The 20,248-nt window shown below is 71.9% G+C and carries 19 protein-coding genes and 1 pseudogene; 6 read left to right on the forward strand and 14 right to left on the reverse strand.

The annotated features are described in order from the left end of the window. Positions 1-171: 171 nt before the first annotated feature. The 6 genes and pseudogenes from ABZ624_RS24325 to ABZ624_RS24350 all read right to left on the reverse strand — a co-directional run bounded on the left by ABZ624_RS24325 (position 172) and on the right by ABZ624_RS24350 (position 3,543). Positions 172-417 carry a UTRA domain-containing protein gene (locus ABZ624_RS24325; protein WP_360092630.1) on the reverse strand — a complete coding sequence of 82 codons (246 nt, stop codon included), beginning with the start codon at positions 415-417 and terminating at the stop codon, positions 172-174. Positions 418-727: 310 nt separating this feature from the next. Beyond that, positions 728-880 (reverse strand): annotated as a pseudogene (locus tag ABZ624_RS24330) (GntR family transcriptional regulator); the annotation flags it as partial. Further along, complete coding sequence (locus ABZ624_RS24335) at positions 877-1,428, reverse strand: cysteine hydrolase (protein ID WP_360092633.1); 552 nt, start codon at positions 1,426-1,428, stop codon at positions 877-879. The gene ABZ624_RS24335 and the pseudogene ABZ624_RS24330, both read right to left, overlap by 4 nt. Beyond that, complete coding sequence (locus ABZ624_RS24340) at positions 1,425-2,939, reverse strand: cytosine permease (RefSeq protein WP_360092636.1); 1,515 nt, start codon at positions 2,937-2,939, stop codon at positions 1,425-1,427. Before ABZ624_RS24340 ends, ABZ624_RS24335 begins: the two co-directional genes overlap by 4 nt. A 117-nt stretch (positions 2,940-3,056) precedes the next feature. Next, positions 3,057-3,380 carry a DUF2795 domain-containing protein gene (locus ABZ624_RS24345; RefSeq protein ID WP_360092639.1) on the reverse strand — a complete coding sequence of 108 codons (324 nt, stop codon included), beginning with the start codon at positions 3,378-3,380 and terminating at the stop codon, positions 3,057-3,059. A 10-nt stretch (positions 3,381-3,390) separates the two neighbouring features. Beyond that, on the reverse strand, positions 3,391-3,543 hold the full coding sequence (locus ABZ624_RS24350; protein ID WP_360092642.1) for a hypothetical protein: 153 nt from the start codon (positions 3,541-3,543) through the stop codon (positions 3,391-3,393). A gap of 180 nt (positions 3,544-3,723) precedes the next feature. Here ABZ624_RS24350 and ABZ624_RS24355 point away from each other — a divergent pair, with 180 nt between their 5' ends. Both ABZ624_RS24355 and ABZ624_RS24360 read left to right on the forward strand, forming a co-directional pair. Continuing rightward, positions 3,724-3,918, forward strand: a complete 195-nt coding sequence (locus ABZ624_RS24355; protein WP_360092645.1) for a DUF2795 domain-containing protein — start codon at positions 3,724-3,726, stop codon at positions 3,916-3,918. A 399-nt stretch (positions 3,919-4,317) separates the two neighbouring features. Further along, positions 4,318-5,391: an NAD(+)/NADH kinase gene (locus ABZ624_RS24360; protein WP_360092648.1), complete on the forward strand. Its 1,074-nt coding sequence runs from the start codon at positions 4,318-4,320 to the stop codon at positions 5,389-5,391. 117 nt (positions 5,392-5,508) lie between these two features. Here ABZ624_RS24360 and msrA read toward each other — a convergent pair whose 3' ends face one another. Next, complete coding sequence (msrA, locus tag ABZ624_RS24365) at positions 5,509-6,030, reverse strand: peptide-methionine (S)-S-oxide reductase MsrA (RefSeq protein ID WP_360092651.1); 522 nt, start codon at positions 6,028-6,030, stop codon at positions 5,509-5,511. A 255-nt stretch (positions 6,031-6,285) separates the two neighbouring features. Between msrA and ABZ624_RS24370 the strand changes: the two genes are divergently transcribed. Continuing rightward, a complete protein-coding gene (locus tag ABZ624_RS24370; RefSeq protein WP_360092654.1) occupies positions 6,286-7,962 on the forward strand; it encodes a carbohydrate binding domain-containing protein in 1,677 nt (558 codons plus the stop codon). A 94-nt stretch (positions 7,963-8,056) separates the two neighbouring features. Here the strand turns inward: ABZ624_RS24370 and ABZ624_RS24375 are convergent, their stop codons facing one another. Continuing rightward, positions 8,057-8,863: a TetR/AcrR family transcriptional regulator gene (locus tag ABZ624_RS24375; protein ID WP_360092657.1), complete on the reverse strand. Its 807-nt coding sequence runs from the start codon at positions 8,861-8,863 to the stop codon at positions 8,057-8,059. 193 nt (positions 8,864-9,056) lie between these two features. On the opposite strand from ABZ624_RS24375, the gene ABZ624_RS24380 reads away from it, so the two are divergent. Next, complete coding sequence (locus ABZ624_RS24380; protein WP_360092660.1) at positions 9,057-10,769, forward strand: MFS transporter; 1,713 nt, start codon at positions 9,057-9,059, stop codon at positions 10,767-10,769. A 57-nt stretch (positions 10,770-10,826) separates the two neighbouring features. On the opposite strand, the gene ABZ624_RS24385 is transcribed toward ABZ624_RS24380, so the two are convergent. From ABZ624_RS24385 to ABZ624_RS24400, 4 genes are read right to left on the reverse strand one after another with little or no spacing between them, the layout of a single operon-like run. Then, positions 10,827-11,870, reverse strand: a complete 1,044-nt coding sequence (locus ABZ624_RS24385) for a 2-hydroxyacid dehydrogenase (protein ID WP_360092663.1) — start codon at positions 11,868-11,870, stop codon at positions 10,827-10,829. A gap of 25 nt (positions 11,871-11,895) precedes the next feature. Then, complete coding sequence (locus ABZ624_RS24390; protein ID WP_360092666.1) at positions 11,896-12,501, reverse strand: histidine phosphatase family protein; 606 nt, start codon at positions 12,499-12,501, stop codon at positions 11,896-11,898. After that, positions 12,498-14,012 carry an FGGY family carbohydrate kinase gene (locus tag ABZ624_RS24395; RefSeq protein ID WP_360092669.1) on the reverse strand — a complete coding sequence of 505 codons (1,515 nt, stop codon included), beginning with the start codon at positions 14,010-14,012 and terminating at the stop codon, positions 12,498-12,500. Before ABZ624_RS24395 ends, ABZ624_RS24390 begins: the two co-directional genes overlap by 4 nt. After that, positions 14,005-15,564 (reverse strand): FGGY-family carbohydrate kinase, encoded by a 1,560-nt coding sequence (locus tag ABZ624_RS24400; RefSeq protein WP_360092672.1) that lies wholly within the window; start codon positions 15,562-15,564, stop codon positions 14,005-14,007. Before ABZ624_RS24400 ends, ABZ624_RS24395 begins: the two co-directional genes overlap by 8 nt. A gap of 299 nt (positions 15,565-15,863) precedes the next feature. Between ABZ624_RS24400 and ABZ624_RS24405 the strand changes: the two genes are divergently transcribed. Together ABZ624_RS24405 and ABZ624_RS24410 are read left to right on the forward strand one after the other, a co-directional pair. After that, a complete protein-coding gene (locus tag ABZ624_RS24405; protein WP_360092675.1) occupies positions 15,864-16,685 on the forward strand; it encodes a DeoR/GlpR family DNA-binding transcription regulator in 822 nt (273 codons plus the stop codon). Between the two features lie 243 nt (positions 16,686-16,928). Next, positions 16,929-18,251 (forward strand): MFS transporter, encoded by a 1,323-nt coding sequence (locus tag ABZ624_RS24410; protein ID WP_360092678.1) that lies wholly within the window; start codon positions 16,929-16,931, stop codon positions 18,249-18,251. A gap of 105 nt (positions 18,252-18,356) precedes the next feature. On the opposite strand, the gene ABZ624_RS24415 is transcribed toward ABZ624_RS24410, so the two are convergent. Then, positions 18,357-19,670, reverse strand: a complete 1,314-nt coding sequence (locus ABZ624_RS24415) for a serine hydrolase domain-containing protein (protein ID WP_360092681.1) — start codon at positions 19,668-19,670, stop codon at positions 18,357-18,359. 151 nt (positions 19,671-19,821) lie between these two features. Continuing rightward, complete coding sequence (locus ABZ624_RS24420; RefSeq protein WP_360092684.1) at positions 19,822-20,202, reverse strand: hypothetical protein; 381 nt, start codon at positions 20,200-20,202, stop codon at positions 19,822-19,824. Positions 20,203-20,248: the final 46 nt, after the last annotated feature.

Consider the following 20,248-nt stretch of genomic DNA (forward strand, 5'->3'; position numbering starts at 1 on the left):
TGTGTGGCCGGAGACGGTGAAGCTCGGCGGGTCATGGTGATCACCGCCCACGCGGGCCCGTCCTGTCGTCACCGCAAGCCCGGGACAGCTGTCCGGGTGCCGGGTGCTGCCCTCGTGCGGCAGGCCGGCGGCCGGCGGGTGGTCCGGCGGTGTGAGGCGGAAGCCGGTGGATCAGCCGAAGGTGAGGATCAGTTGGAAGTGGCCGGGGTCGAGGAGGGTGACGACGTGTTCGACGAGGGAGCCGTCGGCCGCCCGGCCGGTCCGCCGCGTCCGCAGAAACCAGTCGCCGGGCGTGCGCCGCAGCAGCTCCGCCTCCTCGGCGTCGACCGGCCGCCCGCAGACCCGCTGCTCCCCGTGCTCGGCGCGCAGCCCGGCCCGCAGCAGCACGTCGGTGAGCGACCCCTGTCCGAAGGCCACGGGCGGACAGCTCGCGGATCACGGGCACCGGCGGCAGGAAGCTGCGCTCGTACGACACCACGGTGCCGTCCGCGGCCAGCTCACGGACGCGCTCCACGCACACGAACACCTCCTTTTCCAGGCCGAGTTCGGCGGCGAGGGCGGTGTCGCACGTCTCGCGTACGGCGAGGGTCCGCACCGTGGTGTCCACGCCCCGCACGGCGATGGCGTGCGCCCAGCCGAGCCGGTCGTCCGCCTGGCGGCCGTCGGAGAGGACGTAGGAGCCCTTGCCGGTACGGGTGGTGATCAGGCCCTGCCCGGACAGTTCGGCGAGGGCCGCGCGGATGGTCGTACGGCTGACGCCGAACCGCTGGGCGAGGGCGTGTGCGCCGGGGAGTGGCTCGCCGGCCGGGCGGCTGCCGTCGCGGATCTCCCGGGCGAGGATCCGGCTGATCCGCTGGTGCTTGAGCGGGACGCCGGTCACGGTCCGCTCTCCGCGAGCAGGTCGTCGACGGTGGTGACCCGGACGAGCGGCCGGTACAGCTCCATGATCTGCAGGGCCTTCAGGTGGGAGTCGTCGTCCACGCCGGCGCAGGCGTCCGAGACCACCAGCACCTCGGTGCCGGCGTCGGCGGCGGCCAGGGCGGTGGACAGTACACAGCATTCGGTGCTGACACCGGCCAGCACCAGGCGGCTGTCGGGACCGACGCGGGCGGCGAGCCGCGGGGTCCACTTGCCGAAGGTGGGGGCGTCCACGACATGGCCGGTGTGCTCCGCGAACTCCTCGGACAGCTGCCAGAGTTCGGCGTCGGGGGGCTGGAGGGCGAAGGGCCACTGGTCGTAGTAGGCGCGCCAGGCTCCGGTCGGTCGGCCGGGGGCCAGGAAGCGGGTGAAGGTGACGCGGCCGGCGAAGGCCGGCAGCAGGCTGCGGACGCCCGCCACCGCGTCGGCGTACCGGGGAGTGGCCCAGGGGCTCGCCGGGTCGGCGAAGACGTGCTGCATGTCGATGACGGCGAGATGTCCGGCGGTCATGCGGTCAGCACCCCTTCGTCGGCGACCGGGCTCGGCGCCTGCGCCTCCTGGGCGCGCACCCGGCCCCGGCCGAGCAGCAGGGTGCCGGCGAAGGCGAGGGCCAGCGCGACCAGGACGCCGAGGTTGGCGTACGCCCAGGCACCGGTCTTGCCGCCGAGGCCGAGGGGAGCGAGGAGGTAGCCCTGCCAGGTGAGCCAGCTCGCGGCGGTGTTGGTGACCAGGCCCCAGCCGACGGCCGTGGCGGCGAGGGTGAGCAGCAGCGGCGGCAGCGGGATGTCACCGTAGCGGCCGTGCGGGCGGTAGAGGTCGCCGTCGTCGTAGTCGCGGCGGCGCAGGGCGAGGTCGGCGAGCATGATGCCGCACCAGGCGGCGATGGGCACGCCGAGGGTGGTGAGGAAGCCCATGAACTGGCCGAGAAAGTCGCCGGCGAAGAAGACGATGTAGACCGAGCCGGCGATCATCAGGAGGCCGTCGAAGAAAGCGGCCACGTAGCGGGGCACGCGCAGCCCGGCGGCGAGCAGGGCGAGGCCCGAGGAGTAGATGTCGAGGACGGCGCCGCCGACCAGGCCGAGCACGGCGACCACCGCGAAGGGCACCAGGAACCAGGTGGGCAGGATGATCGTCAGCGCACCGATCGGGTCGGCCGCGACGGCCTTGCTCAGGCTCGGGGAGGAACCGGCCAGCAGCAGACCGAAGACCAGCAGGAGCAGCGGGGCCACGGAGGCGCCGAAGGCGGTCCAGCCGATCACTCCCCGGCTGGACGAACTCCGGGGGAGATACCGGGAGTAGTCGGCGGCGGCGTTGACCCAGCCGAGGCCGAAGCCGGTCATCATGAACACCAGGGCGCCGACGAACTCCTGCGCGGAACCGGCCGGGACGGCGCTGACCGTGCTCCAGTGGACGTGGTCGGCGACGAGGGCGACGTAGACGAGTGTGAGGACGCCGGTGATCACGGTGATGGCCGTCTGCAGTCGCATGATCAGGTCGAAGCCCATGACCCCGCCCACCACGGTCAGCGCGGCCACCACGATGAGGGCGACCACCTTGGTCTCCGTGCCGCCGCCCCAGCCGAGGCGGCTGAAGACGGTCGCGGTGGCCAGCGTGGCGAGCGCGGTGAGGACAGTCTCCCAGCCGACGGTGAGCAACCAGGAGATCACGGACGGCAGGCGGTTGCCGCGCACGCCGTACGCCGCCCGGCTGAGCACCATCGTGGGCGCAGAGCCGCGCTTCCCGGCGACCGCGATGAAACCGCACAGCAGGAACGAGACGACGATCCCGAGTACACCGGCGGCGAGTGCCTGCCAGAAGGAGATGCCGAAGCCGAACGCGAAGGCGCCGTAGCTCAGTCCGAGGACGGAGACGTTGGCCCCGAACCAGGGCCAGAAGAGCGTGCGCGGGGTGCCCTTGCGGTCCGCGTCCCCGATCACGTCGAGCCCGTGCGTCTCCAGCTGGATCGGGCGGCCGGAGGATCTGCCGTCGGTGCTTTCGAGCGGGTCCTGCGGGTGCGTCATCGCCGAGCCACCTGCCCTACCTGTCCAGACGTGTCTGATCAAGCACGCTAGCGCAGGTGGGGCGGGGGGTGCCATGGGCGTCATGTTTGTGCGGCGCCGGGGGGCGCCGACGCCGGCTCAGCGGTCGAACTCCTCCTGGATCGGTGTCTTCGGCTCCTCCCGCAGATGCTGGGAGAGACCGGGCTTGCCTCCCTCGCGTGCCTGCTGGGCACGCTGGGCGGCGTCGAACCCCAGGTCCGAGTCCGGGTCCACCCGTACCGACCTCGCCACGTCCTCACGGCCCGTGTACTGCTCGGCGGGGATGCCGCGCAAGGCCTTGACGACCTCGTCCGACGCACCCGCCTCCCGCGCGGCCGTGACCAGGTGCTCCTTGTCCGTCGGGTACGACACGTCCTTCAGCGCGGCCAGCACCTCGGGGACGCTGGTGTGTGCCGTGCTCATGACGCCTCCTTCACTCGTCGCCTTGCTCGCTGTCGTCGATCGCGTTCTCGTCTGCGGTGTCCGGTCCCTCCGGCTGGGAGGGAGTCGTGCGCGGTGGCTGTTCCGCCTGCGTGTCGCCGGGCTCCCGCTCGCCCTCCGCCTGGGAGGGCGTGGACTCGCTCATCGGGGCCTCCCTCATGTGTGCGTGTCCGTTCCGAAGCCTTCGAGTACCCGTCCGCCCGGTGACCCATGACCGGGGAGAATCCGTGAATCCGCTGCCAGACCGTGGGTACCTGGGCAGTCCCGGCGCAGCATGCGGCGCCGGTGCAACAGACCGAGCACCATCTCACCGCCTGGAGGAACCATGGCGGGTATCAGCCCCCCTGATCTGCAGAAGGCACTGTCCGGCGCGGAGTACCCGGCGAACTCGGAACAGCTCCGCGAGGTCGCCGAGAAGAATCATGCGTCCAAGGAAGTCACCGAGCGCATCGCGCACCTCGGGAAGAAGGAGTTCCAGAACCCCGCCGAGGTGAGCAAGGCCGTCTTCCGGAACGAGTGACCGACCACGTCGTGCGGCGGCCGGACATCCCGCTCCGGCCGCCGCACCTGGCGTCGGGCTGACGAGTGCGGTGCGGCTGCGTTTTGTTTTGTCTTCCTTCGCGGTCGTTTTCGGCGGAGCCGCCGGCTCGGGCAGCGTGCGCAGCAGCAGCCGGCTGAGCGCCGGGACCAGGACGAGCGGGGCGAGGCCCACGGCGACGGCGACCACGAAACGGAGCCAGGGTGAAGCCCACGCTGCCGCCGAGCGGGAACCAGCCGGGGTAGGCGTCGGCGAGCGTCCAGGCAGCAGTCGTACTCAGGTGCGCGGGCTCGCCTGCCCGGGGCTGCCGCCTGGCGCGGGCCGCGCCGGAGTGGTTCACGGGCGAGGATGGCGCAGGGTGCAGCCGGCTGGGAGGCGGATATGAGGGTGAACCATGTCGGCCTGGTGGTGCACGGCGGCCGCGCCGAGGCCGTGGCCGCCGCACGGGCGGTGCGCGAGTGGTGCGAGGAGCACGCCGTGGCGTGTGCCGACATCGACGTGTGGCAGGAGGGGGCGCGGCACAGCGCCCGGGAGGAGGTCGACGCGGCGGGCGATCCGGACCTCATCGTCACCCTGGGCGGCGACGGCACGTTCCTGCGCGGCGCCCGGCTGGCGGCCGAGAACGACGCCCTGGTCCTGGGCGTCGACCTCGGCCGGGTCGGCTTCCTCACCGAGGTCCCGGCCCCGTCGGTGCGCGCGGCGCTGGACGCGGTCCGGGCCGGACGCATCACCGTCGAGAGCCGGATGCTCCTCACCCTGCGGGCGTCGTGCCGGCTGGAGGTGCCCGCGCAGATGGAGGCGCTGCTGCGGTACGGCCGCGGGCCGATGCTGCCGCCGCCCCAGGTGCGGAAGGAGTGCGCGACGGGTGACGACTGGGGCGTCGCCTTGGACGTCACCGCGCTGAACGACGTCGTCGTGGAGAAGCTCGCCAGGGACCGGCAGGTGTCGGTCGGTGTCTATCTCGCCGGCCGGCTCCTGGCCTGCTACTCCGCCGACGCGTTGCTGGTGGCCACGCCCACGGGCTCGACCGCGTACAGTTTCGCCGCCGGCGGTCCGGTGGTCTCGCCGCGCGCGGAGGGTCTGGTGTTCACGCCGGTCGCCCCGCACATGGTGTTCAACCGCTCGGTCGTCGCCGCCCCCGACGAACCGATCGCGCTGCGGATTCTCGAACGGTCCGGCCAGGCCGCCGTCAGCATCGACGGCCAGCTGCGCGGCGTGCTGAGCCCGGGCGACTGGATCGGCGTGTACGCCGCGCCACGCCGGCTGAAGGCGGTCCGGCTGGGCCCGACGGACTTCTACGGCCGGCTGCGCGAGCGCATGAACCTCACCGACGCGCCGGCCGCGCTGGCCGACGGTGAGGCCGCTCCCCTGTGGCCGGTCACCACACCCCCGCCGGGCGACCTCGCCCACCTCGCGCTTCCTCCGGCTCCCGAGAACGGGGCTCAGCCGTCCTGAGGCGGATGCGCGTGCGGGTGTGATCGGCGGCCTCGGAATGCCGTGACGGGTCCGCGGGCGCGGACGAGCGCCGGCAAGCGCCCCCGTGCCACGCCCGAACCACCTCGTTCGCTGGGCTCAGCTCGCCGGGGCCGAATCCCGGCGCGGGAGCTTCCAGTTCGGTCGCGGGAAGTGGCACGTGTAGCCGTCGGGGTAGCGCTCCAGGTAGTCCTGGTGCTCGGGTTCCGCCTCCCAGAAGTCACCGACGGCCTCCACCTCGGTGACCACCTTCCCCGGCCACAGCCCGCTCGCCTCGACGTCCGCGATCGTGTCCACGGCGACGCGGCGCTGCTCTTCGTCGCCGTAGAAGATGGCGGACCGGTAGCTGCGTCCGATGTCGTTGCCCTGGCGGTCCCTGGTGGTCGGGTCGTGTATCTGGAAGAAGAACTCCAGGATGTCGCGGTAGCTCGTGACCGTGGGATCGAAGAGGATCTCAATGGCTTCGGCGTGGTCGCCGTGATGGCGGTACGTGGCGTTCGGGGTGTCACCGCCGCTGTAGCCGACGCGCGTGGAGACCACACCCGGCTGCTTGCGGATCAGATCCTGCATGCCCCAGAAACAACCCCCTGCGAGTACGGCTCGCTGGATTTCCACGGTCATCTGTGACTCCTGACACTCGGACCCGGCACCGCTGTCGGCGTTCCGGCTTACCCGATCACCCTAATACCGGCCTTGGACTTACTTGGTCTAGTCCTCTTGACGGGCTGAGGCCCGGGCGGTTTGGTATGTACCAATACCCTCAGCCCTGCACGGCACCACCCGGCACTCCCCCACTCCACCACTCCATGCCCAAGGGGCATCCCCAAAGGGGGCAATGTCATGTACCTGGCAAGGTTGGCGAGATGCGCGGCTTCCGTGTGCACGCTCGCCCTCGCGGCCACGGGCACGGCCGTAGCTCTGGCACCCGCCGCCGGCGCCGCGGCGAGCAGCGTCTACTCCGTGGCCCCCTATGCCGACCTGTCGAACAGTCAGGAAGGCCTGCTCGACAGCGCCATCACCGGCCACCACCTCAAGGCCTACACCGCGGCCTTCGTCCTCGGCGAAGGCTGCAACCAGATCTGGGGCGACACCCTCCCCATCGGCAACGACTCGTACACCGACCCCGAGATCGCCAGGGCGAAGTCCGAGGGCGCGTCGGTCATCATCTCCTCCGGCGGGGCGAGCGGCGAGCCGCTCGCCTGGACGTGCTCCACGCAGAGCGGCATCGACGCCGGGTACCAGGCCCTCATCGACGACTACGCCGTGACCCAGCTCGACTTCGACGTCGAAGGCGCCGCCGTCGCCGACACGGCGGCCGCCGCCCGTCAGATGCAGGCGATGAGGGACCTCAAGGCGTCCGACCCGGCCCTGCGGTTCTCCATGACGCTGCCCGTGCTGCCGAGCGGGCTGACCGGCGACGGTGTCAACATCCTCAAGGCCGCCAGGAACGCCGGCATCAGGATCGACGTGGTCAACGTCATGGCCATGGACTACTACGCCGGCACCGGCACCGAGATGGGGCAGGCCGCGGTCTCAGCCGCCCGGGCCACGCTGGCGCAGATGCAGTCCGTGGACTCCGGCTACACCTATGCGAACCTCGGGATCACCCCGATGATCGGCAAGAACGACGACGGTTCCACGTTCACCCTGGCCGATGCCCAGACGGTGGAGAACTTCGCCGCGCAGAACGGCGTCGGGCGGCTGGCGTTCTGGTCCGTCAACCGGGACCAGCCGTGCAGTGGAAGCGCCAACTCACTGCCCACGTGCAGCGAGATCAGCCAGAACAGCCTGGCGTTCACCGACGCTTTCGTGCCCTACGAGGGCAGCTCGGGCGGCGGCGGAGGCACGACCAGCGACTTCTCCCTTTCCCTGGCTCCGGGCTCCGCTTCCGTCGCCCAGGGTGCTACCGCGACGGCGACCGTCTCCACGGCCGTCACCTCCGGCAGCGCGGAACCCCTGAGCCTCTCCGCCTCCGGCGCGCCCTCCGGTGTCAGCGTCTCCTTCAGCCCGAGCTCCGTCACGTCCGGCGGCAGCGCGACACTGACGGCCACGGTCGGCTCGTCCGTGGCCGTGGGCACCTACCCGATCACCGTCACCGGCGCCGCCGCGAGCGGCAGCCACAGCGCGGCCTACACACTCACCGTGACCGCCGGCGGGAGCGGGGGCGGCGGGGGTCCGCTCACCAACGCCGGCTTCGAGACCGGCAGTCCGAGCCCCTGGACCTGTACGGGCGGCAGTACGGTGGTCGCCGGCCCGGTCCACACCGGCGGCCACTCCCTGCAGGTCAGCCCAGGCCCCAGCGGCACGGGTGAATGCGACCAGACGGTCACCCTGTCCCCCCACCACAGCTACACGCTCACCGGCTGGGTCCAGGGCCCCTACGCCTACATCGGAGTCGGCGGCGGCGCCACCGCCGACTCCTGGTCGAACGGCACGAGCTGGAACCAGCTGACGGTGGGCTTCACCACCGGCAGCAGCGGGACCGTCACCGTGTACGTCCACGGGTGGTACGGCCAGTCCGACGTCCACGCCGACGACTTCGCCCTCGGCTAGGCGTCGGCTGTCCCACCGCGCGTGCGGTCCGCTGCCTTCCCCAGGGGCAACGGGCGCACGCGTCGTCGCGTTGCCTTGGCCGGGGCGTCGCAGGTCAGGTGGTGTCGTGGGTCCGGTCCGCGGCAGGACAGGCCCCGGGGTCGGACAGGTAGCTCGCCAAGCCCCGCAGGATGATCTCCAGACCGATGTCGAACCTCTCGTCGGAGGAGTCCGACACGATGAGCCCGGCCAGGGCGCGCAGATGGGGAAAGTCCGCTGCGGGCAGGGACGCGAAGTAGTCCTGCATCTGGTCGGCCATCTCGCGCCAGTCGGGGCGGGCCAGGGAGCCGCTGTCACCGCCGTGCCGAGCGGCCCGGTCCCGCCACATGCCCTCCTCCAGGGCGAACCCGTCGATGTAGGTGGAGATGAGGTCGCCGGCCTCCGCAGCGATACGGTCGGGCAGCCCCGCGGTGCGGAAGATGGCGAGCAACGCCTCCACGTGCGGCAGCAGTTCGGCGGTGAAGGGGACGTGGGCCATGGAGATCCTGGCCATGTCCCGGTGGGACAGCAGGCGCTGCCGTCCCGAGCGGGCGTAGTCCCGCACCTGCTCCCGCCACCGCTCCGGGTCGGGCTCGGGCAGCTCGAAGCCGTCGAAGAGCCGGGTGTACATCAGCTCCAGGAGGTCGTCCTTGGAGCTGACGTGCGCATAGAGGGCGGAGACCGTGACCCCCAGTTCGGCCGCCACCTGCCGCATCGACAGCCCGTCCAGTCCCTGGCGGTCCAGCACCGTGAAGGCGGCCTCGACCACGCGTGTACGCGACAGCGGTGTGCGCACGGGGGTCACATGACTGCGCGCTGGGCGTTCGCGATCCCAGGGGGACGGCGGAGGGGGCGTGCGGGTGTCGGCGGCCTCGTCGGTCATGGGACCAGTCTAGGCATCGAGAGAACACTGTTCACCTGCCCCCGAGAGACCCTGACAAGACGCGATATATCTTGTGTCGCCGCGAGCCTTGCGCTATATCTTGATGAACGACGTTCTCCAAGTGAACATCGTTCTGTTAATGTGAACAGCGTTCTCCTAAAACATCCACCCACCCATGCCTTGGAGGAGTTCCATGTCCACCACCGGTGTCGCGTCCGTCGAGACGCCCACCGACGCGCCGGCGCCCTACCCGTGGCGCTGGGCTGCGCTCTTCGTGATCCTCGCGGCCGAGGTGATGGATCTCCTCGACGCCGTCGTGACGAACATCGCCGGCCCCTCCATGCGGGCCGACCTCGGCGGCGGTGCTTCCACGTTGCAGTGGCTCGCCGCCGCGTACACGCTCTCCATGGCCGTCGGTCTCGTCACCGGCGGACGGCTCGGGGACATCCACGGGCGCCGCAGGATGTTCCTGGTGGGAGCCGCCGGCTTCACCCTGGGTTCGCTGCTGTGCGCGCTGTCCGTGTCGCCCGAGATGCTGATCACCGCGCGCGTCGTGCAGGGACTGTTCGGCGCGGTGATGCTGCCGCAGGGCCTCGGCATGATCAAGGAGATGTTCCCGCCGCAGGAGTCGCAGAAGGCCTTCGGCCTGTTCGGCCCGGTCATGGGGCTGTCCGCGGTGTGCGGGCCGATCCTGGCGGGCTGGCTCGTGGACGCCGACTACTTCGGCACCGGCTGGCGGATGATCTTCCTGATCAACCTGCCGCTGGGCGCAGCGGCCTTCCTCGGTGCCCTGCGCTACCTGCCGAGGGGCCGGTCCAGCACCAAGCCGCGCCTCGACATCCCCGGCATGCTCCTGGTGTCGCTGGCCGCGCTGCTCATCATCTTCCCGCTGGTCCAGGGCCGTGAGTACGACTGGCCCCTGTGGACCTTCGTGATGATGGCCGCCTCGCTGGCCGTCTTCATCGCCTTCGGCATGTACGAGTCACGCCGCAGCAAGGCCGGCCTGGACCCGCTGGTCGTGCCCAGCCTGTTCCGCAAGCGGGGGTTCAGCGGCGGCATGACCCTCGGGCTGGTGTTCTTCTCGACCATGCAGGGCTTCATGCTGGTGTTCAACCTCTACACCCAGATAGGCCTCGGCTATTCGCCGCTCAAGGCGGGGCTGGTGATGGTGCCCTGGTCGGGCGGCATGATCGTCGGCTTCGGGATCGCTCAGGGTGTCGCCCGGTTCGGACGGGCCGTCCTGCAGGCGGGCACTCTGGTCATGGCGGTCGGCGTGTTCGGCGTGTGGCTGACCCTCGACATGGTGGGGTCCGGCGTCGGCCCCTGGCAGCTCCTGCCCTCCCTGCTCGTCACCGGCATCGGAATGGGCCTGCTCATGGCGCCGTTCTTCGACATCGTGCTCGCCACCGTCGAGCAGCACGAGACGGGCTCGGCGTCCGGCACGATGACAGCGATGCAGCAGCTCGGCGGCGCTTTCGGCGTGGCCGTCCTCGGCACCGTCTTCTTCGGTCTGCTGGGCGGCGGGATCGCCACCGCGGTGGACCACCGCTCGGACGGCCTGCGGGGGCAGCTGGCCGCCGCGCACGTCGCGCCCGCCGCCCAGCAGCGCCTCGTGGCGGACCTGCGTTCGTGCGCCTCGGACCGCGCCGTCGCCAAGGACCCCGCCGCGACCCCGGCGTCCTGCGCACGCCTGGAGAAGGACACCCGTGCCGCCGTGACCTCGCCCCGGGCCGGCGCCTCGATACCCGGCGCGCTGCAGGCCACCGCGTCGTCGGCCTTCCGGAGCGGTTTCGGCTCCGTCATGAAGACGGTGCTGTGGATCGTCGACGGCATGCTCGCCCTGACCTTCCTGCTCGCGTTCCTCCTGCCACGCCACGCACGCCGCGAAGGGGCCGCCGGGCACTGAGCCCAGCCGTCCGGGCTGGGCCGGTGCTGTGCCAGGCGCAGAGGAGTGAACGCCCGTTCAGCCCTTCAGCGCCTCGGAGTTGGCGCAGTGGGCCAGTGGCTCGCCGCGGAGGAAGCGGGCGGCCTCGGCGGCGACGATCCGGGCGGCCTTGTGGGCGACCTCGCGGCTCGCGCCGGCGATGTGCGGGGTGAGGATGACACCCGGGGTGGACAGCAGGCGCGAGCCGGCCGGTACCGGTTCGACGGGGAACACGTCGAAGCCGGCGGCTGCCAGACGCCCCGAGTCGAGCGCGTCGCACACCGCGTCGTAGTCGACCAGGGCGCCGCGGGCGCAGTTGACGAGGACGGAACCGCGCGGCATGGCCTCGATCTGGGCCTGCCCGATCATGCCGCGGGTCTCGTCCGTCACGCGCGCGTGCAGGGAGACGATCCGCGAGCGGCTCAGCAACTCGTCCAGGGACACGAGCCGTGCGACGCCCTGCACCGCCTCCGGCGGCACATAGGGGTCGTGGACGAGGACCGTGGCCCCCATCGCGGTCAGGACGCGGGCGACGCGCGAGCCGATGGCGCCGAAGCCGACCAGGCCCACGACCGAGCCGTCGATCTCGACGCCGCAGCGTGTGTAGTCGTAGTAGTCGCCACGCCAGGTGCCCTGCTTGAGGTCGGTGTGGACGTCGCCGATCCCGCGGGCGGCGGCGAGGATGAGCGCGAGGGTGTGCTCCGCCGTGGCGACGGCGTTGCGGCCGGGGGCGTAGCAGACGGCGACCCCGTGGCGGCCGGCGGCCTCCAGGTTGGCGTTGACGGGTCCGCCCCGGCTGACGCAGAACAGTTCCAGATCGGGGCAGGCGGCCAGCACCCGTTCGGTGAGCGGGGCCATCTGGGTGACACAGATCCGTACGCCGCGCAGCGCCTCGATCAGTTCCTCCTCGGTTCCGGACGCCTCGTCGACCTCGGCGACCTTCCCGAACGGGGTGTGGGGCCAGGGCAGTTGGAGCTGCCGGATGTCCAGGTCGGTGTCGGCGGGCGCCGCGGCGCGCAGTTCCTGTGCGAGCAGCCCGGGCAGGACGAAGTGGTCGCCGGCGGCGAGGACGGTGGTGGGCACGGTGGTTCTCCCGGAGTGCGAGGGATCAGCGAACGGATGCGTTGAGGCGGATCAGGGACGCCTGGCCGTCGCGCAGCCGCAGTTCGGTCAGGGCGCCGTTGTGCAGGGCGGGGAAGACCTGGCGGTAGCGGGCGAGGGGAATGCCGAGCAGCTTGCACAGCACCAGGCGCAGCAGAGTGGAGTGGGCCACGACGAGGACCCGCCCGTCGGGGAACTTGTGCGCGGCCTCCTCGAGGCAGTCGACCGCGCGGTCCGCTGCCGTGGCGGGATGCTCTCCGCCGGGCAGGTGGTGGGCGACCGGGTCGGTGAGGAACGCGGCGAGTGCCTCGGGGAACACCTCGGCCATCTCGGCGCGGGTGAGCCCGTCGCCGCGGCCGAAGTCCACCTCGTACAGGCGCTCGTCGACCCAGGGCGTGAGGCCGAGGGCGGCCGCCGCGGGCTCGGCGGTCTGCCGGGCCCGGGACAGCGGTGAGCAGAGCACGGCGTCCAGCTGCTGCCCGGCGGCCCAGGCCCCCAGCTCGGCGGCCTGCCGGCGGCCGAGTTCGGTGAGCGGCACGTCGGTGCGGCCCGCGTAGCGGTTGTCCGCGTGCCAGACGGTCTCCCCGTGGCGGACGAGGACGAAGTCGGTCACTGGAGGGCCTTTCCGCGCGCGTGGTCGGCCACGGCCGGTGCCAGCCAGCCGCGGTGGACGAGCGCGTCGACGAATTCGAGGTAGACGGGGAGCAGGCGGGCGGTGCGGGCGGGGTCGGGGCGGAGTTCCTCGCGCAGCCGCACCATGGCGCCCGCGGCCTCCTCCAGCGTGGCCCCCGAGGCGGTGGCGGCGAGCACCGCCATGCCGAGGGCGCTCTCGGCCTGCTCCGGCAGCCGGGCGGGGCGGCCGAGCACGTCGGCGCGCAGCTGCGACCAGTAGCGGTTGCGGGCCCCGCCGCCGGTGAACGTGAGCGGGCCGTCGACCGGGGCGCCGAGGTGGTCGAGGTAGTCGAAGCACAGCCGTTCGAGCAGCGCCACGCCCAGCAGACAGGCGTGGAACTCCTCCGCCACGCCCGAGGGCTCGCCGAGGACGAAGGACTCGGCGCCGGGGGCGCGGAACGGGAAACGCTCGCCGCCCGCGCCGACCAGCGGGTAGACGACGGCGGTGGAGCCGGTCGCGGCGGCCCGCGCGGTCAGCGCGTCGAAGTCGGCGGGGCTCGCCGAGGGGAAGCGCTGGGCGAGAACGCCGGCGCCGCTGCTGGAGGCGCCGCCGGGCAGCCAGGTGCCGCCGGGGCCGCGATGGCAGTAGACCACGCCGCCGGGATCGCGGACGAGATGGGGGCTCGCCCCCTTGAACACCAGGGTGGTGCCCAGCACCGAGTTCCAGGAGCCCGGCGTGAGCGCCCCGGCTCCGATCTGTGCCGCGCAGCCGTCGGTCATGCCCGCGGTGATGAGGGTGCCGGCGGGGATGCCGGTCGCCTCGGCGGCCTCGGCGCACACCGTGCCGAGGACCGTTCCGGGCCGTACGACGTCGGGCAGCAGCCCGCTCGGGACGCCGAGCGCGTCCAGCTCGGCCTCGGGCCACCGCTCGGCGACCAGGTCGTAGCCCGTCTTCAGGGCGTGACTGGCGTCGCTCGGTACCTGGTGCCCGGCGAGCCGCCAGGTGATCAGATCGGCCTGGTGCAGCAGCCGGGCGCCCGCCGGGAGGCCCCGGCCGCCCGGCCGGGTCGGGTCGTCCAGCAGCCAGAGCAGTTTGGGCAGCGCCCAGGACGGTTGCATGCCGCGGTAGCCGAGCTTCTCCCACACCCGCGCGCCGCGCCGGTTGACGCGGTCGGCGAATGCGTCGGCCCGGCGGTCGTCGTACATCAGTCCCGGCGTCAGGGGGACGCCCGCGGAGTCGGCCAGCAGCACGGTCCCGGAGGTGGCGTCCACGGCCAGGCCCCGCACCCGGGACGGGTCGATGCCGGTCAGGGCCTCGCGGCTGGCGGCGGCGAGCGCGGACCACCACTGCTCGGGGTCCTGCTCGTGGCGTACCCCGTCGCGGCGGCTGGCCAGCGGACGGGAGGCGGCCCCCAGCAGCCGGCCGGTGCCGTCCACGGCGATGGCGCGGGCGCTCTGGGTGCCGAGATCGAGTCCGAGGTGGACAACGTCGGGTGACAGGGCGTCAGACATGCGGGGCCTCCGGGGTACGGGCCGTGGAGGCGGCCGGTACGGCAGTGGGCGCCGGGGCGGGGACGGCTGCGGGCGCGGGGGCCCAGCCGAGGGAGCGGGCGGCGTCGCGCCAGGTGAGGTACGTGTCGTAGAGCCCGTCGTAGAACGCGGCGCGCTCGGCGTCCGGTTCCCAGCTGGAGCGCATACGGACGTACCGGGCGGCGGCACTGTGCATGCTGCTCTCCGCCCCGGTGAGGACGAGACCGGTCAGGAACGCGCCCTTGGCGCCCAGTTCCGTGTCGGTACCGCGGGCCGTCGGCACACCCGTGACGTCCGCGATGAGCCGGCACCAGGCGTCGCTGGCGGATCCGCCGCCGCACAGGCGCAGTTCATGGACGTCGGTCCCGGACGCGGTCAGGCAGTCGCGGACGACGAGGGACAGCCCCTCGAAGACGGCGCGGGCGACATGGGCGGGGGTGTGGTCGAGGGACAAGCCCCAGAAGGCGCCCCGGGCGTGCGGGTCGAGGAACGGGGCGCGCTCCCCGGCCGGCGAGAGGTACGGCAGGAACGCCAGTCCGCCCGCGCCCGGTTCGGTCTCGAAGGCGAGCCTGCCGAGGTGGGCGGGGTCCTCGACGGCCAGGGTGCGGCAGGCCCAGTCGAGGACCTCGGTGCCGGAGAGGGTGGGGAAGGCGCGCAGGATGCGTTCCCGGCCGCGATAGGCGATGTTGATGCCGCAGGGCTCTCCGCCGGTGTCCGGCTCACGGGTGACGATCTCGGTGCACAGGGTGGTGCCGAGGATGGCGCACGCCTGGCCGGGGTTGACGGCTCCGGCGCCGCGGGCGGTGGCGGCGATGTCGTAGGGGGCCATGACGACGGGCAGCCCGGCGGGCAGGCCGAGTTCGGCGGCGGTGTGGCGGGTGATCTCGGCGATGCGCTCGTGCTCGCCGAGGATCCGCGGCAGCAGCGGCTCGGCCCACTTCATCGCGAAGAGGTCGAGGATCACCGGGTCGTACGCGCCGGTGGTGTGGTCGAGGAAGGGCGCCGAGGCGTCGGACTCGTCGATGGCGCTGACCCCGGTGAGCTTCAGGAACAGCCAGCCGGCCGCCGTCAGCGCGGTACGGGAGCGCCGCAGTCGCTCCGGGTCGTGCCCGGCGAGCCAGCTGAGCACCGCGTTCGGCATGCCGCTGCAGGTGAGCGAGCCGTTGCGGCGGAAGGCCTGCTCCAGGACGCCGTCGGCCTGCCAGCGGGTGAGCAGGTCGCCGGCGCGCCCGTCGGACCAGAGGATCGCCGGGCCGGTGGGACGGCCGTCGCCGTCCACGAGCCAGCAGCCGTCGCCCTGTGCGGTGAAGCTCACCAGCCAGACCGGGTCCTGCGCGGGGCCGGGCTGGGACAGCACGCTGCGCACGGTGTAGACGACCCCGTTCCACACCGCGTCCATGTCCTGCTCCGCCCAGCCGGGACGGGGCCGCAGCACCTCGGTGCCGATACGGGAGACCGCCAGCTCCTGTCCCTGGTCGTCGAACACGACGGATTTGATGACCGAGGTTCCGACGTCAATGGTGAGAACCGACATGACTGCAATACCTGCCCCTTCACAAAGGCCCGCGCCCGCGGAACGACCGTCGGACCCAACGGTCCGGCCCCGGGCGGCTCGCAGAAATCAGGAAACGCGTGTCGGAAGGGGCCGTCAATCGGCCTGGCGACTTATCCCGCGGCTGGGCCCCCGCTCCGTGTGAAATCACCTGCCGGATACGGCGCGCCACCGTGCACATGCGCCGCTCGCAGGGACACCGCCCAGGTCGGGGCCCGCCTGTGCCGTGTTAGGTTCATGTGGGATTCTCATGAGGTTCTTCTCAGGAAGGAGCGCACGCCATGGCTGGTCCGGACGCCCGGACGGACGCCCAGGAGGGGCGTCGGAGCCGGGTGCGCGCACTCGTGACGAGCAAGGGCTTCGTCCGTACCACCGACCTCGCGGCCGAGTTCGGCGTGAGCGTCATGACCATCCACCGTGATCTGGACGCGCTGCAGGCACAGGGGTGGCTGCGCAAAGTGCGCGGTGGGGCCAGCTGCCTGCCCTCGACACAGTTCCACGGCAGCGCCAGTGAACGCCTGTCGACGATGGTGCCCACCAAGCAGCTGCTGGCGCGGGCCGCCGCCGAGGAGCTCGCGCCCGGTCAGGTCGTGATGATCGACGACTCCACGACCTGTCTGCACCTGGTCCGGCACCTGCCGGACCACACCCCGATCACGGCGATCAGCAACTCGCTGCCGGCCATCTCGGCGCTGGCCCGCGAACCCGGCGTGGCACTGGTCGCCCTCGGCGGCACCTACTTCCCGGCCTACGACGCCTTCATGGGCGCGCACACGGCGCACAGTGTGGAGGCGTTCCGGGCGGACGTGCTGTTCATGTCGACCACGGCGGTGACCGGCGGCCGCTGCTACCACATGTCGCCCGAGACCGTGCAGGTCAAGCGGGCCATGATGGCCGCCGCCTCGCGCCGTGTGCTGATCATCGACCACACCAAGTTCGCCAACCAGGGCCTGTACGCACTCGCCCCGCTCACCGACTTCGACCTGGTCCTCGTCGACGACGCGGCCCCGGCGGGAGAGGTACGGCGGCTGCGCGACAACGGAGTCCACGTCCGCACCGTCGCCGCAGCACCCGGAACGCCCCAGCCGCACGACGCCACGTGAACATCACACGGTTCTCACTCGGCGCACCTCACCCCGCAGCGGTCCGCAGCCGGCCCTGACCTGCGGAGACCCGCTCGGTCCCGGGCTGCCCGCACAGCGGCGGAGCGGCGACTTAACACCACGGGTCACACGGCCGGCGAGGTCTTTCCGACGACGGATTGACCGCGCCCCGGAGCGGACTTTTCATCGGTCCCACGCCGTACGGCACTCCGCTCTCCCCATTTCCGCAAGAAGGTGGCCGCTGTGACCGTCCCCCTGAATCCCGCTTCCGCACCCGCAGAAGACGGACCCCGTCCGCTCTTGGACCGAATAGGCATTCCGAAGGCCCTGGCCTGGGGATTTCTCGGTGTTCTCATCTTCATGATCGGTGACGGTGTGGAATCGGGATTCCTCTCGCCCTATCTGCTGCACGAGGGCATTTCCAAGGAACGCGTGGCACTGCTGTTCACCGTGTACGGCGTCACGGCGAGCATCTCCGCCTGGTTCTCCGGAGCGCTGTCCGACCTGTGGGGCCCACGCCGTGTGATGATGCTCGGCCTCGTCATCTGGGCCACGCTGCAGGTGGCCTTCCTCGGCCTCGCCGTCCCGACGCACCACTACTGGCTGCTGCTGACCAGCTATGGTCTGCGCGGCTTCGGATATCCCTTGTTCGCCTACGGCTTCCTGGTCTGGGTGACGGCGGTGACGCCCAGACACCGGCTCGGCTCGGCCGTGGGCTGGTTCTGGTTCGCCTTCACCGGCGGGCTGCCCACGCTCGGCTCGCTGGTCGCCAGCTTCACGGTGCCGTGGCTGGGCACGTACCGCACCCTGTGGTTGGCGCTGGCCCTGGTGGCGGCGGGCGGCCTGATCACGCTGCTCCTCGTGCGCGAACCGACGGGCAGGAACCGGCTGGCGCCCAGCGGTGAGCGTCCGGTGGCCACGCTGCTCGGTTCGCTCTCCATCGTCTGGCGCAACCCGCGTATCGGAGTCGGTGCGGTGGTACGCACCGTCAACACCGCGGCACAGTTCGGGTTTCTGGTCTTCCTGCCCGTGTTCTTCACCGACACACTGGGCTTCTCCCTGACCGAGTGGCTGCGGCTGTTGTCGGCGATGTTCGCCACGAACATCTTCTTCAACCTGCTCTTCGGCCTCGTCGGCGACCGCCTCGGCTGGCAGCGCACCGTCGCCTGGTTCGGCGGCGTGGGCTGCTCGGTCACCACGCTGCTGCTCTACTACGGCACCGTGGCCTCCGGCGACAACTTCCCGCTGGCCATGGTCCTGGTGAGCCTGTTCGGCGCGACGCTCGCCGGTTACGTACCGCTGTCCGCGCTGATGCCCTCGCTGGCAGCGGAGCACAAGGGGCAGGCGATGTCGGCACTCAACCTCGGCGCGGGGGCCAGCGCGTTCGTCGGTCCGGCCGTGGTCGCCCTCTTCCTCGGGCCGCTCGGCGTCCAGGGCGTGATGTGGATCTTCGCCGGGCTCTACCTGGCGAGCGCCGGCATGACCCTGTTCCTCACCCTGCCGGAACACTCCACCGCGGCCGGCGCCTCCCTGGTGCGGGCACCGGGCCGTGCCGAGAGCGTGTAACCGCCCGCCGGTGCGCACCGTTCCCCACACCCCGAAGGGTGGTGAACGGTGCGCGTGGGAACCCCTGCCCCGGCCGCCGGATGTGCGGTGGGGCAGGGCGGAGTTTCAGCGCAGGGCCTTGGCCCACGCCCCCGGCGCCAGGTCCACGGTGGGCAGGACCGTGCGGGGCGGCGCCGTCGCCGAGTGGGACTCGGCGGGCGGGGCGGGCGGGGTCGTCGGGCACAGGGCGCGCACGACCTGGCGGTTGAGGGCGTCGTCGATCGGGCTGTCCTCGAACCCGGTGCCGTCGGACTTGAGGCGCTCGTACTTCATGAGGTTCCAGCCCATGGCGACCTGGCGCTTGCCGTCGGGGCTGGAGTAGACGAGGGTGCCGGCGCCGAAGACCGCGCCGTCGTGACCCCAGAAGCGCCCGCAGCCGCGGAAGTCGACGCTGTAGATACCCAGGCCGTAGTTCGCGCCGTCGCCCGTCGGGACGGTGCGCTGCATCTCCCGCAGGGCGGCCGGGCCGATCAGCTTGCCGCCCAGCAGGGCGCGGTAGAAACGGTTGAGGTCGTCGGTGGTGGAGACGAGCGCGCCCGCGGTGTACGCCCAGGACATGTCGTAGTCGCTGTAGTCGCGCGGCGGGTTGATCAGGCCGTAGAACGAGTCGTACATGCGGGCGTGCGGCCCCTGGATGTACGGGGTGCGCGGGAACGAGGTGTGGTGCAGGCCGGCCCGGGCGATGACGTGGCGGGTGATGTAGGCCTCGGCGTCCTGGCCGGTCAGCTTCTCCAGGAGCAGTCCGGCGATGACGTAGTTGGTGTTGGAGTACGACCACTTCTCGCCGGGCTTGCCCGTGGCCGGGGCCGCCAGTCCGAGGCGGACCAGTTCCTCGGGACGGATGGAGCGGAAGCGGTCCTCGTCGAGGCTGGCCGTCGAACCGTGGGCCAGCGAGGGGAAGGCGCCGACGACGTAGTCGCCGATGCCGCTCGTGTGGTTCAGGAGCATGCGGACCGTGATCTCGCGGCCGCGCTCGCCCGGGACGAGGGCGGGGAGGTAGTCGCCGATGGGCGCGTCGAGGCGGAGCCGGCCGCGTTCGACCTGCTGGAGGAGGGCGACGGAGGTGAAGGCCTTGCTGACGCTGCCCACCCGGTGGAGCATGCCCGGCCGGACGGGGCGCCCGGTGTCCACATCGGCGACGCCGGCCGCGCCGGTCCACCGCTCGGAGCCGTCACGTACGGAGGAGTAGACGCCGTACATGCCCGCGTCATGGACGGCGCGGAGGCCCGAGTTGAGCGCCGCGCCGTCCAGCGTCCCCCCGTTCAAGGGGGATTCCGACGCCTTCGTGGCTGGTCTGGCGTCCGCCTGTGCGACCGGTGCCGTGGCGGTCAGCACAAGCGTCGTGCCCAGGACGGTTCCGACGAGCCGGAGGATGCGCAAGGGGTGTCCCTTCCCTGGGGTCCGGACCCCGTGCCCGGACCTCGCCCGGTCATCGTCGTCGATCATGGGTGTGCCCTACATCCTTCCTGCGGAGGATCGCGGCCGGCCCACCGTACGACTTGGGACGTGGTGCGACCGAGGCTGCCGGAGATCAGCCGCCGGGCCGGAAGCGGAGCGCCGACCAGGTGTCGTCGACGGCGATCTGCCGCACGGGCCGCACGCCCCGCTCGGACAGCGCTGCGGCCAGGGTGTCGCGGTTCAGATCCGTGCCGAGCTTCCCGCCCTTCGGGTAGGCCACCCAGGCGAGGGCATCGCGCTGCGCGGCGGCGAGCGCCGCCTGCGCACCCGCCCCGAGAAGGTCACCGGACGTGGTCACGAAGGCGAGCACCGCATCGGCCGAAGCGGCGTCGCCCGTGGCCTCGATCTCCAGCAGGACGTCGTCGGGCCGGAGAGGCCAACGAGCCGGACCGCTGCGGCGCCCCGCGCGGGGAAAATCCCGGAACGGCACTCCTTCGAATCGACGTCGTCGCATTCCAGCCGGATATCGGCGCGCCTTCGTCAACCGCTTCCCATAAGGC

Origin of the sequence: Streptomyces sp. NPDC007205, assembly GCF_040634095.1 — a bacterium.
Lineage (GTDB): Bacteria > Actinomycetota > Actinomycetes > Streptomycetales > Streptomycetaceae > Streptomyces.

Bases quoted from the DNA above. Each gene is read 5' to 3' on its own strand.
- ABZ624_RS24335 (WP_360092633.1), bottom strand. From the start codon at position 1,428: ATGACCGCCGGACATCTCGCCGTCATCGACATGCAGCACGTCTTCGCC.
- ABZ624_RS24340 (WP_360092636.1), bottom strand. From the start codon at position 2,939: ATGACGCACCCGCAGGACCCGCTCGAAAGCACCGACGGCAGATCCTCC.
- ABZ624_RS24345 (WP_360092639.1), bottom strand. From the start codon at position 3,380: ATGAGCACGGCACACACCAGCGTCCCCGAGGTGCTGGCCGCGCTGAAG.
- ABZ624_RS24350 (WP_360092642.1), bottom strand. From the start codon at position 3,543: ATGAGCGAGTCCACGCCCTCCCAGGCGGAGGGCGAGCGGGAGCCCGGC.
- ABZ624_RS24355 (WP_360092645.1), top strand. From the start codon at position 3,724: ATGGCGGGTATCAGCCCCCCTGATCTGCAGAAGGCACTGTCCGGCGCG.
- ABZ624_RS24360 (WP_360092648.1), top strand. From the start codon at position 4,318: ATGAGGGTGAACCATGTCGGCCTGGTGGTGCACGGCGGCCGCGCCGAG.
- msrA (WP_360092651.1), bottom strand. From the start codon at position 6,030: ATGACCGTGGAAATCCAGCGAGCCGTACTCGCAGGGGGTTGTTTCTGG.
- ABZ624_RS24375 (WP_360092657.1), bottom strand. From the start codon at position 8,863: ATGACCGACGAGGCCGCCGACACCCGCACGCCCCCTCCGCCGTCCCCC.
- ABZ624_RS24380 (WP_360092660.1), top strand. From the start codon at position 9,057: ATGTCCACCACCGGTGTCGCGTCCGTCGAGACGCCCACCGACGCGCCG.
- ABZ624_RS24395 (WP_360092669.1), bottom strand. From the start codon at position 14,012: ATGTCTGACGCCCTGTCACCCGACGTTGTCCACCTCGGACTCGATCTC.
- ABZ624_RS24400 (WP_360092672.1), bottom strand. From the start codon at position 15,564: ATGTCGGTTCTCACCATTGACGTCGGAACCTCGGTCATCAAATCCGTC.
- ABZ624_RS24405 (WP_360092675.1), top strand. From the start codon at position 15,864: ATGGCTGGTCCGGACGCCCGGACGGACGCCCAGGAGGGGCGTCGGAGC.
- ABZ624_RS24420 (WP_360092684.1), bottom strand. From the start codon at position 20,202: ATGCGACGACGTCGATTCGAAGGAGTGCCGTTCCGGGATTTTCCCCGC.